The organism is Nocardioides panacihumi, assembly GCF_039530925.1.
Classification (GTDB): domain Bacteria; phylum Actinomycetota; class Actinomycetes; order Propionibacteriales; family Nocardioidaceae; genus Nocardioides; species Nocardioides panacihumi.
Map to the genome: position 1 here is coordinate 849,459 of NZ_BAAAPB010000002.1, position 13,739 is coordinate 863,197.

The window sequence follows — 13,739 nt, forward strand, 5'->3', positions numbered from 1 at the left end:
TTGGCCACGGCCATGGCTGCCATCGCCTGCGGCCAGCCCGCGTGGAAGGCCACGTGGGTCAGGGCCTCGGGCGCTACCGGCCAAGCTGCGCCCGTGAGCGGGCCCGAGCGCCGAGTTAGGTCCCGCGGCGCAGTCGGTCGAGGGTGGTCCGTCGTGAGTCCGCCTGGCCGGCCAGCACCGTCGCGAGCCCCAGCACGACCAGGCAGCCCCCCGTGGCTGCCGCGACGGCGACCCACGAGGTGCCGAGGTCGAGCGTGTCGACCTCGGGTGCGGTGCCGAACAGGGGGAGGTGCGGCATCGCGACTCTGGCGCCGACCAGACCGGCGGCGCAGCCGGCGAAGGTCGCCGTGATGACGGCAGGCAGGTGCGCGGTGAGGGCGAGCCGGCGGACGGTGCCGCGTGGGACGCCGGCGAGCCAGAGGGTCGCGAGGTCGTAGGCGCGCTCCCGGCGGCCGCCGGCGGTGGCGACGGCGACGAGCAGCACGGCGCTCGCGAGGGACCCGAGGGCGGTGAGCAGGCCGAGCCGCGTGCTCCAGGTCGGGATGGTCTCGTCGAGGTCGCGGCGGGCGTCGGTGAGGGTGCGCGTGTCGGTGACGCCGATGTGGCGCTGCTCGAGAGCCCGGATCGCGGGGTGGACCAGGGCCGGATCGGCGAGCCAGACCCAGACGTTGGCCCCGGCGCCGGGCGGGCCGGTCGCGAGCAGCGCATCCAGGTCCGCGAGGACGGCGCGGGCGGGGGCGCCGGGGATGCGGGGGACGGTGCCCGCGATGTCGGCGGGGCGGCGTCTGCCGTCGACGTCGGTGATGCTGAGCCGGTCGCTGTCGCCGTCCGCCGCCGTCGTGGCGAGGACCGGGGTGTGGGGGCCATCGATCGTCAGACGACGCGTCCAGTCGGTCGGCAAGGTGCCGGGGTCGATGAGGGCGACGCGAGCGAACCCGGCCGGCCGCACGGCGACCGTCATGACGGCCCCGGCGCCGGGCGGCGTGATGGTGACGACGGGTGTGGCCGCCCCGTCGTGGAGCTGCTTCAGGGCGTCGTCGATGCCGGCAACGTCGGTGCTCGCCAGCTCCAGGACGGCCGGCGCCCCCGCCTCCTGGCGGGCGGCCAGCTCGCGGTTGCGGGCGGCGACCGTGACGGCATCGGTGGCGAAGACGGTGAGGGCGGCGGCGACAGTGAGGGCGGTGACGGTGGGCCGGAGCGCGACGCTGCGGGCCGAGTCGAGGAAGGCGAGCCCGGCTGCTGTCCTGCCCCCGCGCAGAAGCGCCCGGCCCGCGCCGGTGGCCAGCGGAGGGAGGACGTGGGCTAGGAGGAGCCCGACGAGCAGCGCGAACACGGCGGGTGCGACGTAGACGGCGGTGCCGTGCACGCTGCCGGCCAGGTAGGCGACGGCGGCGACGGCACAGCAGGTGAGCAGCGCGCCGTCCAGGGCACCCAGCCGCCAGCCCCGGCGCAGGCTGGCGCTGCGCCGGATCAGCCGGTCGACCGGCGTGCGCGCCACCCGGGCGGCCACGGCGAGGGCGCAGGTCAGCACGACCAGCGCCGCAGCTCCCGACGCCGCCCATACGGGCGCGCGGAGCTCGACGCCAGCGTGGCCGGGGAGGAGCTTCGCCGCCAGCCATGCCCCGCCGACGCCGGCGAGCGCGCCCGGTACGGCGCCGAGGACCACCGGCGGCACCAGGTCGCCGGCCGCCACCCGGCGCGCGCCGGCCGCCCCGAGGCCACGTAGCCGGGCGACGGCGATCTCGGGCCGGCTCTGGTCCGCGGCCGTCGCGAGGGCGAGCCAGAGCGCCAGCAGGCACAGCACCGCGAGGGGGAGGGCGATGAGCGGAGCGACCACGTGGGCGTCATCCACCTGGCGGCTGACCTGGGCGGCGATGTCGGGGAGTCCGGTGACCACGTCGGCGAACGCGCCGGTGCGCAGGGCCGGCGCACCGCTCAGCCCGGCCAGCCGGGTCAGGTCGTGCAGCTCATCGACGTCGACGCGGTCGGGCAGCAGCTCGAATGTCGCCGACGAGCGGAGGTTCGGCAGCGGTGCCGCCGGATCGGTGAACGTCTCGGGCACCGTCAGCCACGCATCGTGGCGGATCAGCTTCGGCTGCGTGCGCCGGTGGGCAGGCCCCACGGTCTCGGTGAACTGGCCCGCCCAGCCGGTCAGCCGCTCGCGGAACCACCCGCGGCCGGGGATCTCCTCGTAGAGGCCGACCACGTGCAGCTCGTGCCGCGGCAGGGGCTGGTCCTCGGGGACCGGGGTCAGCGTCTGGGTGACGACGGGCAGCTCCTGCCCGAGCGCCAGCTGGTTGGAGGACACGTCGCCGGTGGAGATGAGCACCTCGCCCGGCCTGTCGGGGCAGCGGCCGGCGACGACGCGCACGCGATCGCAGACACCCGGTCGCCACATCACGTCCCCGGCGAGGGTGAAGTCGTGCCGCGGGTCCTCGTCGGCGTTGGCCGTCCAGCCGGTCACCGGCGCGCGGAAGTCCCGGCGTACGCCCGCGGGGATCGTCGCCGCGAGCTGCTCCGGCGAGGGCACCATGCCGGGCTTGTAGGCGACGCCCTCGAGTGCCTGGACGGAGAGACGCACGGATGTATCGAGCGAGGACACGCGCTCGAGCTTCACGTCGATGAGCGCCTGCCGCATGGACCGGTCGTAGAGCGGCGCGAACACCGCGCATGCCGTCAGCAGGGCGGCGAGCAGCGCGAGCGTGATCGCCTGGCCCCGCCTGTATCCGAGTGCCCCCCGCACGCGGGCTACGTCTGGATACGTGCCGTTGCCGGGAGCCCCATGGACGCCCCGCGGGCCGAACATCCTCAACGCGATGGCGGCGAACGTCACGAGAGTGTTCGTCCAGGAGGGGCGCAGTGCGCGACGGAGCCAGCCGGAGACGCGCACGCCTTCATCCTTGCAGAAAGCTGTCGGTCCGCCTCGAGTCGAACAAGGGACTGTCGAGGCACCAGCGCAGGGAGGAGTTGAGGTCGGAGGCGGTGTGGGTTTGGCCCTTGTAGCGGGCCACGTGGGCGGCTAGCGGCACTCACTGCGGCATACTGGCGGCGGGTGTCAGACGAGTCCAGAACTACGCCGAGGAAGTCACGAGGTGAGTCACGGCGATCCTCACGACCCCCTGCCCCCGTGGCGCAATGGATAGCGCAACGGCCTTCTAATCCGTGGGTTGCTGGTTCGAGTCCAGCCGGGGGCGCTCCACTCTTTCGGCAATCCTCGTCGCCCAGCGTCAGAGCGGGCTAGGTTCTGACCGCGGCACCAGAGCCGCCTCGGCCGGCAGGAGGCACGACGATGGTGAGCACTCCGGAGTTCGACGGCAGGTGCGCCTTCGCGACGAAGCTCCTGTTCCGGCTGGTCCCGGGCAGCGCCGAACGGGCTGAGGCCCACTGGGTGAGGGATCAGCCGCAGGGTGGACCGACGGGCTGACGCCCATGACTCCCCACGGAGCTCCCGGCCAGCAGACCCGGGGCCGACCGGCCGAGATCGACTCCGCGCGCCTGTCCGAGATCGCGGTCGGACTCTTCGCCGAGCGCGGTTACGACCGGGTGAGCGCGGCGGAGATCGCCGCGGCAGCGGGGATCAGTCGCCGCAGCCTGTTCCGCTACTTCCCGACGAAGGCCGACCTGGTCTGGGACCACTTCCACGAGGGCCTCGAGATGCTCTCGGTCGCGCTGCTCGAGAAGGGCGACCGTGCCCCCGTGACGGCCGTCATCGACGCCGTCATCTGCACGGCGGAGCGCACGCCCGTCCCCGAGCTGACCCGGACCCGGCTCCAGATCCTCGCGGAGCACCCGGAGCTGGTGTCGGTCGGGCTCGGACGCCTCGACGAGCAGATCGAGCTCTGCGCCACCTACCTGCGCACCCGCGGCGTCGACGAGCTGACCGCGCAGGTCCAGGCCGCGGCGATCACGGCCGCCACGTTCACGGGCTACCTCCACTGGGCGACCCGGACGACGGACACGGCACCGCTGGAGTCCGTACGACGATCACTGGCCGCGCTCACCAGCATGTGATCGCTCGCCGACCACCTGGATCGCGCCGTCCGCGTGGACCACGACGCCGGTCCGACCCGGGCGCTGCGCGAGCCAGCCGGGCCCCTCAGCGCCGAGGGCGAACGCCGCCGTGGCATCGATGTCGGCCGTCACGAGGTCGGCCGCGACGACCGTCACCGAGGCCAGCGCCTCCGGCACCCGGCCTGTGCGAGCGTCGACGACGTGGCCGCCACGGTGTGCGAGCCCCGACGTCGCGACGGCCCCGTCCCGCACCGGGACGACCGCGACGACCCGCGTCGGGTCGTGCGGGTCCTCGATGCCGATCCGCCAGGGATCGCGCGCGGGGTCCGCGACGTGGCACACCATGTCGCCTCCCGCCGACAAGCAGAAGTCGGTGTCGTCGAGGTGGTGCCGCAGCGGGCGGGCGGCACGCTCCACCGCCCAGCCCTTGACGACTCCGCTGGGATCGAGCCGCCCTGAGCGTCGTACGTCGAACGCGCCGCCGCTCTCCCGACGGGCCCGCTCCCCCAGTGCGAGCACCTCGGCGACCTCCGGCGGGCAGTCGACGACGTCGAGCGCACCGCGGTCGAGCCGGGAGACGAACGAGTCCTTGCGGTAGGTGCTGAAGACGCGGTCGACGTCCTTCAGCGCCGCCATCGCCTCGGCCCACGCCGAGTGCGCCTCGAGGTCGCCGGCGTGCCGCCCACGCAGCGCGAGGCTGATCGGCATGCCCATCACGTGCGCGACGCGTCGTACGACGCGATCGTCGGTCGCCGTGCTCATACGCCCGCCTGGTCGAGCGCGCTCTGCAGCGACTGGATGTAGCCGCCACTCGTGACGGTGGCACCGCTGACCATGTCGATGTTCGCGCTCTGCGCCGAGATGGTCTCCTTGATCAGGATGGGCAGCGCGTAGGAGTTGATCTCCGCGTCGCGGGGATTGTCACTGGGGTATTCGACGACCTGCACGTCCGTCACCTTGCCGCTCGCCACCGACACTGCGACCTGGACCGGTCCCCAGCGGGTCTGGGCGACGTCGCCGGTGACGGTGCTCGCGGCGCTGGAGGAGGAGCCGGAGGACGAGCCCGATGAGGCGGAGGGCGAGCTGGACGGATCGCTCGACAAGCCCGACGAGCCCGACGACCCGCTCGAGGAGCCGCTGATCGGTGCGGTGCCGGCCGAGGAGACGGCCGACGAGTCCGCGGACAGGCTGCCCCCGCCGGTCGAGGTCTTGTAGCCGAACAGGAGCACCACGACGGTCAGTGTCGAGAGGAGCCAGGTCAGGTTGCGGGAGAGGCGGTTCATCGTGGGGTTCACCATCCGAAGGTCTCGACGTGGAGCTGGTCTGGAGGAAGGCCGGCAGCGGTGGCAGCGCGTGTGAAGGAGTCGCTCCAGCCGGTCGGGCCGCACACGAACACGTCGCGGTCAGCCAGGTCGGGCACGAGCCCGAGCAGAGCACGCGCGTCGTCCAGCGGTGTCACGCCGGACCCGAGCCAGGACGACGATGCGCGGCGGCGGCCGGGCAGGGCGACGATCCGCAGCCCGCGCTCGCGGCTCAGCGTCTCGAGCTCCTCACGGAAGAGCGGGGCGTCGCGGTAGCGGTGGACGAGCACAGCCTCGCCCGGCCCGTACGAGAGCCCCTCGGCCAGGGCGCGCAACGGCACGACGCCGACGCCCGCACCGACCAGGGCGACCTTGCGGTGCGAGCGTGACCGGGCGGAGAGCCGTCCGAACGGCCCCTCCACGAGCACCCGCGTCCCGGGCTTGAGCGCGGCGATCGAGGCGCTGCCGTCACCGACGACCTCGACCGTGATCCGCAGGTGCCGCCCGTCGGGCGCGGCGGACAGGGAGTAGGGGTTGGCACGGGTCCATCCGTGGCGGCCCAGGAAGCGCCAGGTGAAGAACTGGCCGGCCTCGGCGCGGAGCAGCTCGAGCCGGCGTCCGGTCACCCAGACGCTCAGCACCTGAGGGGCCTCGGGCACCACGGCGACGACGCGCAGCCCGTGCCGCAGGTTGCGTACGACGGGCATGCCGACCCGCCACACCAGCACCGCGCCGGCCGCGACCGCCCAGGCCGTCCACCAGAAGACCGTGGCGGCCGGCCGGTTGAGGAACTGCGCGCCGGTCCAGAGCTGGTGCGGCAGCGCGAGCCCGACGCCGAGGTAGGCGTAGAGGTGCATCAGGTGCCAGGACTCATACCTCAGCTTCCGTCGGGCGAGCTTCACGCTCGTCACGACGACCATCACGAGGCAGGCGGTGCCCGCGACGGCGAGCAGCATCCCGGGGTAGTCGACGCTGAGGCTCCAGAACGTGGCGGGCACCGACCCGATCCGGCCGGCGGCGTACCCCCAGGTGATGAGGACGACGTGGACCAGCATGAGGTCGAACGAGACGAAGCCGACGATCCGGTGGATGTGCGCGAGGCGATCCTGGCCGAACGCGTGCTCGAGGAGCGGCACACGTGCCATCAGGGTGACCTGGGCGAGCAGCAGCACGGACGACCAGAGCGCCGAGATGCGGCCGATCGACGTCAGGCCGTCCGCCCAGCCGCCGAGGTCCTGGACGCCGCCGTCGGCGACCCACCAGTAGGTGACCAGCAGCAGGCCGAGCCAGAGCACGCCACCGACGCCGGTGCGGACCACGGCGTCGACCCGGGCGCGGACGTCCAGCGGACGAGTGAGGGCAGTGGCCGCGGTCGTGGTCATGGGGAAACAATGCGCTTCCCGCTTGAGAGGAGGCGTCCGGTTCGCTGTGTGCGACCTGTGAGATCGGATCCGTTCTCTGGCCACTGAACCGACGCGGTTCGGGCGATCCGGCTGTGAGCGGCCGCCGCGGCGACGTAGAGTCCCCGGAGTGTCACGACTCGGATCGTTCGCCGGCGCCACGGTTGCCGCGGCCCTCGCGGTCACGGTGCTCGCCGCCGGACCGGCGGAAGCCGCGCGCCTCGGTCCGATCGACACCGGCCCCGGGCCCGTCGGACGCGCCGCGGGCCCGACGCCCTCCCCCGCCGCCGGGCACCATCTGATGGTGGACATGGCGACCGCCCCGTCGTCGAGCACCATGCAGGAGTGGCAGGCGAAGTCGCCGTACTCGGCCATCGGCGTCTACGTCGACGTCAACCCCTCCTACGACAACCGGCACGACAAGGTGCAGTCGAACCTCACCCCGACATGGGTGGACCAGGTCCTCGCCCGCCGCTGGCAGATCCTGCCGATCTACGTCGGCCTGCAGTCGCCGTGCCCGACCAGCTCCAACGCCGGGCGCTTCAAGAAGATCAGCGGCAACGCCACCACGGCCCGCTCGCAGGGCGTCTCGGCGGCGACCGACGCGGCCGGCTCGGTCCGCGCGCTCCGCCTGCCCGCGACGGCCCCGGTCGTCTACGACCTCGAGGGGTACGCGCCGACCACCGCCTGCACGACAGCGGTCCAGTCGTTCCTCGCCGGCTGGACGAGCCGGCTGCACCAGCTCGGCCTGCGCTCGGGCGTGTACGGCTCGCGCAGCTCGACGATGACCGACGTCACGAGCGCGTCGCAGACCGCGGCGTACCCGATCCCCGACGTGATCTGGGAGGCCACCGACAACGGCCAGGCGAACACCACGTTCAGCACACCGCCGCCGGGTATGTGGGAGGGCCGCAGGCTCAACCAGTTCTACCTGGGTGTGAACCGCACGTGGGGCGACGTCCAGCTCAACGTCGACGAGAGCGCCGTGCAGGACTCGGTCTGGGACCGCACCGCCCCCCGCCTGGTCGCCCCCCAGCCGCCGCGCGCGACGAAGCACGGTCGGGTCCGGATCGGCTGGCGGTCGGTGGACGCCTCGGGCGTCGCCACCTACCAGGTGCGGATCCGGCACAACGGCGGTCGCTGGAAGTCACCGAAGGACCTGCGCCGCACCAGGCAGACGGTGCGGGCGTTCGCCCTCAGGCCCGGAGAGCGCTGGTGCGTCCAGGCGCGTGCGACCGACCGGGTCGGCAACACCTCGGCGTGGTCCGCGCCGCTCTGCTCCACACGCTTCACCGACGACAGGGCGCTGAGGGCGGGTCGCGGCTGGACGCACGTGCACGGCGGCTACCTCGGCACCGGCACGAGGGCCACCCGCAAGGGACTGACCCTGCGCGGCAAGCGGGTCTCCGGTCGCCACGTCGCGGTGATCCTGCACGGGCGCGGCACCGTCGGCGTCTACATCCGTGGCCGCCTGGTCGGACGGGTGCACGGCAACGGCACGAAGTGGATCACGTTGCCGGCGACGCGCTCCGGGCGGATCGCACTCCGAACCGAGACGCGGTCCAGGGTCGTGGTCGACGGCTACGCCGTGACGCCGTAGGGCCGGGCCCTCACGAGACGGCTTGGAGGAGCTTCGTCGCCATGTCGTCGACGGTCCGGCCCGAGAGCTCCTTGCCGTCGAGCAGCACGGTCGGCGTGGAGGCGACACCGGCGTCCTGCGCGGCCTTGGTCGACGCGTCGGCCCACGTCGTCGCGTCGCCGCTGTCGATCGCCTGCTGCACCTTCGCCTGGTCGGCCCCCGCCTGCACGGCCAGAGTCACCAGCTCGCTCTGCTTCCGGAAGGGACCCTGCTCGCTCGGCTGGTTGGCGTAGAGCAGGTCGTGCAACTTCTTCGCGACGTCGTTGCCGGCGGTGTGCTGCGTGGCGACCCACACCTCGAGCGCCTGCTGGGAGTAGTCGGGCGACAGCAGCCGGAACGGCCGGTAGGTCACCTGCACCTTGCCGTCGGCGGCCGCCGTCGTCAGCCCGTCCTTGGTCCGCTTCTCGAGCTCACCGCAGTAGGGGCACAGGAAGTCCTCGTAGATCACCACTGAATGCGGGGCGCTCGCCTGACCGATCGTCATCGCGGTGCCCGAGCCGGGGTCGGCGGCCGTGTCCGACGGGCCTCCGCCCTTGAGCTTGGCGGCCAGGAATCCGCCGCCCAGGATGAGGACCATCACCAGGACGACGCCGGTGACGCTGAGGAAGGTACGCCGACGCTCCTTGCGGCGCTGCTCCGCGAGCGCGGCGGCCGCCCGGTCAGCGCGATCCTGGGCGGACGACTTCTTCGACATCAGGAGAGCTCCTCGTTCAGGATCGGGGCGGTGCGTCGGAACAGCAGCCGGTCCAGCCCGGGGCCGGTGTCTCGCACGAACACGACGAAGACCGACATCAGCAGCAGCGCGGCGTCACGGGCGATCTCCCACGGGTACTTCGAGGCGGCGTTCGGGTCGAACCCACCCCCGCCGAAGCAGCCGCAGTCGATCTGCAGGCCCCGCGCCCAGGCGGAGGAGATGCCGATGATGAAGGCGAGGAACAGCAGCGCCGACACCACCGCAGCGCCGCGGGTCAGCACGCCCAGGACGAGCGCGGCGCCGACGACGATCTCGAGGCTGGGCAGCAGGTGGCCGACGGTGTCGGCGATCCCGGCGGGCAGCAGCTGGTAGGCGCGGACGGCCAGCACGGCGGCGTACGGGTCGGAGAGCTTCGAGGCGCCGGCCCAGATCCAGACGACACCGGTGACCAGCCGGGCGAGGACAGCCAGAGCAGGGAGGACGTACCGGGGCACGTCTCCACGGTAGGCCGTCGTTCTGAGCGTCCGCTGAGAGCGGAAGCGGGCCGACGCGTATGGTTCGTCGCGTGACCGCCGCCAACGACCGCCTCGTCTGGATCGACTGCGAGATGACCGGGCTCTCGCTCGAGAGCGATGCCCTCGTCGAGGTCGCGGCGCTCGTCACCGACTTCGACCTCAACGTGCTGGGCGACGGCGTCGACGTGATCATCAAGCCGCCGGCCGAGGCCCTCGACCAGATGGACGAGTTCGTCCGGACGATGCACACCAAGTCGGGTCTGCTCGAGGAGCTCGAGAGCGGTGTGACGCTCGCGGAGGCCGAGCAGCTGGTCCTCGACTACGTACGCTCGCAGTGCCCGCCCGACAGCCGCCCGCCCCTGGCGGGCAACACCGTCGGCACCGACCGTGCGTTCCTGGCCCGCGACATGCACGGCCTGGAGTCGTTCCTGCACTACCGGATCGTCGACGTCTCCTCGATCAAGGAGCTGTCCCGGCGCTGGTTCCCGCGGGCCTACTTCCAGGCCCCGCCCAAGCGCGGCAACCACCGCGCCCTGGCCGACATCCAGGAGTCGATCGAGGAGCTGCGCTACTACCGCGACGCCGTCTTCGTGCCGTCACCCGGACCCGACAGCGAGACCGCCCGCGGCATCGCCTCGCGTCACGGAGGCTCCCTGACCGGGCTCGCCCAGGCCGGGCCTGAGGCCGAGACTCCCGCCGAAGCGAGTCCCGATTCAGCAGTGGCGGACTGATTCCCCTACACTTCCTTGCGGCCCGCAACGCGGGTCATGGCGGGCGTAGCTCAGCTGGTAGAGCACCTGGTTGTGGTCCAGGTGGCCGCGGGTTCAAGTCCCGTCGCTCGCCCCAACTGGAGCCCCTCCGACCAACCGGTCGGAGGGGCTCCTGCCTTCTCCCCGGTCGGCCCTGGCACATGCCCTCGTCGCAGAGTTACGCGCGGGCAGGGTCCACTGTTAGAGTGGTGGTGTTGAAGGAAGTGCCTCGGCAGTTCCCCGCGACCGTCGGTCGCGGCTCATCCACAGTTCTTGGTCTTCGGTTTTCTGGACATCAGGCGTTGCGCAGATGTCTTCAGCGTGGTGCAGGGCAGGTCGTCCCGCGCCGGATTTACCGAAGGTACGAAAACATGGCACAGGGCACCGTCAAGTGGTTCAACGACGACAAGGGCTTCGGCTTCATTGCGCAGGACGGCGGCGGCGCTGACGTCTTCGTGCACCACACCGCGATCGCCGGCACCGGCTTCAAGTCCCTCAAGGACGAGCAGCGGGTCGAGTTCGACATCACGCAGGGCCCCAAGGGCCCGCAGGCCGAGAACGTTCGCGCTCTCTGACATTCTGCGACGACGGCGGCTCCGGACACGCTCCGGGGCCGCCGTCCTGCATTTCCCGGCACGTTCTAGGGTCGGCGACATGGCACCCGGCACCCCGCCCGCGGACCTCGTCTTCGAGACGGTCGACCCGGCGTCGGCGTACGCCCGAGAGGCGATGAGCCGCTACTTCGCAGAGCTCGACGCCAGGTTCCCGCAGGGCTTCGACCCCGGCCCGCACACCGCCGAGGACGACGACTCGATGCGCCCACCGACGGGTGCCTTCGTCGTCGCGGTCAGCGGCGACCGGCCCGTCGCCGGCGGCGGGGTGCGTACCTACGGCGACACCGCGGAGATCAAGCGGATGTGGGTCGACGGCGGCCGCCGCGGCGCGGGCCTCGGCTCGCGACTGCTGCGCCACCTGGAGGGCGTCGCCCGCGACCTCGGCCATACGGTCGTGCGCCTCGACACCAACGAGACCCTCGTAGACGCGATCGCGATGTACGACCGCTCCGGCTACGTCCGCATCGAGCGCTACAACGACAACCCCTACGCCACGCACTTCTTCGAGAAGCGGCTCTGAGGTTGCGACCGCCGGACCGCTAGGGTCCTGTGCATGGGTGGGACGAGCCGCAGCCAGTACGACGTCGTAGTGGTCGGCGGTGGCCACAACGGCCTCACCGCCGCCGCTTATCTGGCTCGGGCCGGGCTCTCCGTCGCCGTGCTCGAGCGACTCGACCACGTCGGCGGCGCGGCCGTCTCAGCGCAGGCGTTCCCCGGGCGGCCGACACGACTCTCGCGCTACTCCTACCTCGTCTCGCTGCTCCCGGAGACGATCGTCGCCGACCTCGGCCTCGACGTGCAGCTCGCGTCCCGGACCACCGCGTCGTACACGCCCGTCCTGCGCGACGGCGTCCCCGGGGGTCTCCTCGTCGAACGGCCCGAGGGTCCGGCCACGGCCGCGAGCTTCCACGACCTCACCGGCGCCGACGACGAGTACGCCGCCTGGCACGCCTTCTACGCCGAGGTCGGCGCGTTCGCCGAGGTCGTGGCGCCGACCCTCACCGCTCCCCTGCCGACCGACCGCGAGATCCGAGAGCGGGTGTCGGCCGACACCTGGCGGGCCCTCATCGAGGAGCCGATCGGCCGCGCGATCGAGGAGCGCTTCCGTGACGACACCGTGCGGGGCGTGGTCGGGACGGACGCGCTGATCGGGACGTTCGCGAGCCTGCACGACCCCTCGCTCATCCAGAACCGATGCTTCCTCTACCACCTCATCGGCAACGGCACCGGCGAGTGGCGGGTGCCCGTCGGTGGCATGGGCGCGGTGACCGACGCGCTCGCGAAGGCCGCCGTGGATGCCGGCGCGGAGATCGTCACCGGTGCCGGCGTCAGCGCGATCCGCGCCGACGGCGACGCCGCCGAGGTCGACTTCCACGACGGCGCCACGACGCGCACCGTCGGCGCGCGCTGGGTCCTCGCCAACGTGGCGCCCTGGGTGCTGCGCATCCTGCTCGGCGAGGACGAGGACCCGGCCACCAAGCCGGTCGGCGCCCAGCTGAAGGTCAACTTCCTGCTCGACAGGCTGCCGCGGCTGAAGTCGGGCGCCGACCCCTCGGTCGCCTTCGCGGGCACGCTGCACCTGGCCGAGGACTACAGCCAGCTCGAGGCGGCGTACGCCGAGGCGGCCGCCGGCTCGCTCCCCTCGCACCTGCCGGGCGAGGTCTACTGCCACTCCCTCACCGACCCCTCGATCCTCGGCGACGTGCCGGAGGGCACGCACACGCTGACGTACTTCGGCCTGCACACGCCCGCCGACCTCTTCATCGATCCGTCGGTCAAGGACGAGGCGGTACGCCGTGCTATCGCCTCGCTCGACGAGCACCTGCTCGACCCGATCGAGTCGGTCGTGTCCCGCGACGGCGACGGCCGCCCCTGCATCGAGGCGAAGATCCCGCAGGACATCGAGGCCGACCTCGCGATGCCGGGCGGCCACATCTTCCACGGCGACCTCGACTGGCCTTGGGCTCCCCACCGCGCCGACCTGACCTCCCCCGCGGCCCGCTGGGGCGTGCAGACCGACCGTGCGACGGTCCTCCTCTGCGGCTCCGGCGCACGCCGCGGAGGCGCCGTCTCCGGCCTCGGCGGACACAACGCCGCCCAGGCCGTCATCGAGCTGACCTGACCCTCGCTGCCGATTTGGGGCGCCGGTCGGCCACTGGTAACGTTCTCGTCGTTCCAGGGAAGCCTGGAGCGTGCGCCATTAGCTCAATTGGCAGAGCAGCTGACTCTTAATCAGCGGGTTCGGGGTTCGAGTCCCTGATGGCGTACAGAGAGTGAAGATCCGGATCACCCGGGCCCCGGTGGGGCCCGGGTTTTCTGCTTCTCGGGGTTCGGCCTCCGGGGGCCACTTCATGGTGTGACGAGCCGGCGACACACGGACCGTGCTCGGCGTGTCGGGATGGCACGGCGCGAGGAGTGGCCCTCGCCCGCCGCAGCGCCGACGCCCTGCGTGAGCCGCCCGCTACAGCGACTTCTTGACCTTCTTGGCCTTCTTCTTCGCCTTCTTGGTCGCCCGCCTGCTGCTCTTCTTGGCGGTCTTGCCCAGGTCGGAGGACTTGTCCGAGGCCGCCTCGGTGAGCGTGTCGATCGGGTGCCTCACCCCGCGCGGCACGACCAGCTGGCCGGCCGTCCTGAAGAGCCTTCGCGCCAGGAACAGGATCGGGATGCCCAGCGGAGCGAGGATGATCGTCACGCACAGCACAGCGCCGACCAACCCGAGCAGACCTCCGAGGAGGCTCAGCAGACTGGCGCCCATCCACCGCAGTGCCTTGATGACGTCCTCCCCAGGATCTCCCTCGAATCCACTCCCGGGCGCT

General features: G+C 72.2%; 14 protein-coding genes and 3 tRNA genes. 10 read left to right on the forward strand and 7 right to left on the reverse strand.

The features are described from left to right. Positions 1-115: 115 nt before the first annotated feature. Positions 116-2,890 (reverse strand): FtsX-like permease family protein, encoded by a 2,775-nt coding sequence (locus ABD205_RS13320; protein ID WP_344045393.1) that lies wholly within the window; start codon positions 2,888-2,890, stop codon positions 116-118. Positions 2,891-3,121: 231 nt separating this feature from the next. Here ABD205_RS13320 and ABD205_RS13325 point away from each other — a divergent pair. The 3 genes from ABD205_RS13325 (at position 3,122) to ABD205_RS13335 (ending at position 4,011) form a co-directional block, all read left to right on the forward strand. Further along, positions 3,122-3,194, forward strand: a tRNA-Arg gene (locus ABD205_RS13325). A gap of 95 nt (positions 3,195-3,289) precedes the next feature. Then, complete coding sequence (locus ABD205_RS13330; protein WP_344045395.1) at positions 3,290-3,424, forward strand: hypothetical protein; 135 nt, start codon at positions 3,290-3,292, stop codon at positions 3,422-3,424. A gap of 5 nt (positions 3,425-3,429) precedes the next feature. After that, a complete protein-coding gene (locus ABD205_RS13335; protein WP_344045397.1) occupies positions 3,430-4,011 on the forward strand; it encodes a TetR/AcrR family transcriptional regulator in 582 nt (193 codons plus the stop codon). On the opposite strand, the gene ABD205_RS13340 is transcribed toward ABD205_RS13335, so the two are convergent. The 3 genes from ABD205_RS13340 to ABD205_RS13350 are packed head-to-tail and all read right to left on the reverse strand — an operon-like array spanning position 3,985 to position 6,694. After that, positions 3,985-4,773 carry an FAD:protein FMN transferase gene (locus ABD205_RS13340; protein ID WP_344045399.1) on the reverse strand — a complete coding sequence of 263 codons (789 nt, stop codon included), beginning with the start codon at positions 4,771-4,773 and terminating at the stop codon, positions 3,985-3,987. The two genes, ABD205_RS13335 and ABD205_RS13340, sit on opposite strands and share 27 nt — an antisense overlap. Next, on the reverse strand, positions 4,770-5,306 hold the full coding sequence (locus ABD205_RS13345; RefSeq protein ID WP_344045401.1) for an FMN-binding protein: 537 nt from the start codon (positions 5,304-5,306) through the stop codon (positions 4,770-4,772). Before ABD205_RS13345 ends, ABD205_RS13340 begins: the two co-directional genes overlap by 4 nt. Beyond that, on the reverse strand, positions 5,303-6,694 hold the full coding sequence (locus ABD205_RS13350; protein ID WP_344045403.1) for a ferredoxin reductase family protein: 1,392 nt from the start codon (positions 6,692-6,694) through the stop codon (positions 5,303-5,305). The genes ABD205_RS13345 and ABD205_RS13350 overlap by 4 nt, the downstream gene beginning before the upstream one ends. A gap of 148 nt (positions 6,695-6,842) precedes the next feature. Here ABD205_RS13350 and ABD205_RS13355 point away from each other — a divergent pair, with 148 nt between their 5' ends. Beyond that, positions 6,843-8,312, forward strand: a complete 1,470-nt coding sequence (locus ABD205_RS13355) for a glycoside hydrolase domain-containing protein (RefSeq protein WP_344045405.1) — start codon at positions 6,843-6,845, stop codon at positions 8,310-8,312. A 10-nt stretch (positions 8,313-8,322) separates the two neighbouring features. On the opposite strand, the gene ABD205_RS13360 is transcribed toward ABD205_RS13355, so the two are convergent. Continuing rightward, entirely contained in the window at positions 8,323-9,045 is a 723-nt protein-coding gene (locus ABD205_RS13360; protein WP_344045407.1) for a DsbA family protein, read from the reverse strand. Beyond that, complete coding sequence (locus tag ABD205_RS13365) at positions 9,045-9,539, reverse strand: MauE/DoxX family redox-associated membrane protein (RefSeq protein ID WP_344045409.1); 495 nt, start codon at positions 9,537-9,539, stop codon at positions 9,045-9,047. Before ABD205_RS13365 ends, ABD205_RS13360 begins: the two co-directional genes overlap by 1 nt. 71 nt (positions 9,540-9,610) lie before the next feature. On the opposite strand from ABD205_RS13365, the gene orn reads away from it, so the two are divergent. The 6 genes from orn (at position 9,611) to ABD205_RS13395 (ending at position 13,190) form a co-directional block, all read left to right on the forward strand. Then, entirely contained in the window at positions 9,611-10,291 is a 681-nt protein-coding gene (orn, locus tag ABD205_RS13370; protein WP_425572987.1) for an oligoribonuclease, read from the forward strand. Between the two features lie 39 nt (positions 10,292-10,330). Next, positions 10,331-10,406, forward strand: a tRNA-His gene (locus ABD205_RS13375). A 274-nt stretch (positions 10,407-10,680) separates the two neighbouring features. After that, positions 10,681-10,884 (forward strand): cold-shock protein, encoded by a 204-nt coding sequence (locus tag ABD205_RS13380; RefSeq protein WP_344045413.1) that lies wholly within the window; start codon positions 10,681-10,683, stop codon positions 10,882-10,884. Between the two features lie 79 nt (positions 10,885-10,963). Then, positions 10,964-11,443 (forward strand): GNAT family N-acetyltransferase, encoded by a 480-nt coding sequence (locus tag ABD205_RS13385; RefSeq protein WP_344045415.1) that lies wholly within the window; start codon positions 10,964-10,966, stop codon positions 11,441-11,443. A 33-nt stretch (positions 11,444-11,476) separates the two neighbouring features. Beyond that, positions 11,477-13,045, forward strand: a complete 1,569-nt coding sequence (locus ABD205_RS13390; protein WP_344045417.1) for a phytoene desaturase family protein — start codon at positions 11,477-11,479, stop codon at positions 13,043-13,045. A gap of 72 nt (positions 13,046-13,117) precedes the next feature. After that, positions 13,118-13,190, forward strand: a tRNA-Lys gene (locus ABD205_RS13395). Positions 13,191-13,384: 194 nt separating this feature from the next. Here the strand turns inward: ABD205_RS13395 and ABD205_RS13400 are convergent. Further along, positions 13,385-13,678, reverse strand: coding sequence for a hypothetical protein (locus ABD205_RS13400; RefSeq protein WP_344045419.1), 294 nt, complete (start codon positions 13,676-13,678; stop codon positions 13,385-13,387). Positions 13,679-13,739 lie beyond the last annotated feature (61 nt).

Bases quoted from the DNA above. Each gene is read 5' to 3' on its own strand.
- ABD205_RS13340 (WP_344045399.1), bottom strand. From the start codon at position 4,773: ATGAGCACGGCGACCGACGATCGCGTCGTACGACGCGTCGCGCACGTG.
- ABD205_RS13330 (WP_344045395.1), top strand. From the start codon at position 3,290: ATGGTGAGCACTCCGGAGTTCGACGGCAGGTGCGCCTTCGCGACGAAG.
- ABD205_RS13390 (WP_344045417.1), top strand. From the start codon at position 11,477: ATGGGTGGGACGAGCCGCAGCCAGTACGACGTCGTAGTGGTCGGCGGT.
- ABD205_RS13350 (WP_344045403.1), bottom strand. From the start codon at position 6,694: ATGACCACGACCGCGGCCACTGCCCTCACTCGTCCGCTGGACGTCCGC.
- ABD205_RS13400 (WP_344045419.1), bottom strand. From the start codon at position 13,678: ATGGGCGCCAGTCTGCTGAGCCTCCTCGGAGGTCTGCTCGGGTTGGTC.
- ABD205_RS13380 (WP_344045413.1), top strand. From the start codon at position 10,681: ATGGCACAGGGCACCGTCAAGTGGTTCAACGACGACAAGGGCTTCGGC.
- ABD205_RS13385 (WP_344045415.1), top strand. From the start codon at position 10,964: ATGGCACCCGGCACCCCGCCCGCGGACCTCGTCTTCGAGACGGTCGAC.
- ABD205_RS13360 (WP_344045407.1), bottom strand. From the start codon at position 9,045: ATGTCGAAGAAGTCGTCCGCCCAGGATCGCGCTGACCGGGCGGCCGCC.
- ABD205_RS13335 (WP_344045397.1), top strand. From the start codon at position 3,430: ATGACTCCCCACGGAGCTCCCGGCCAGCAGACCCGGGGCCGACCGGCC.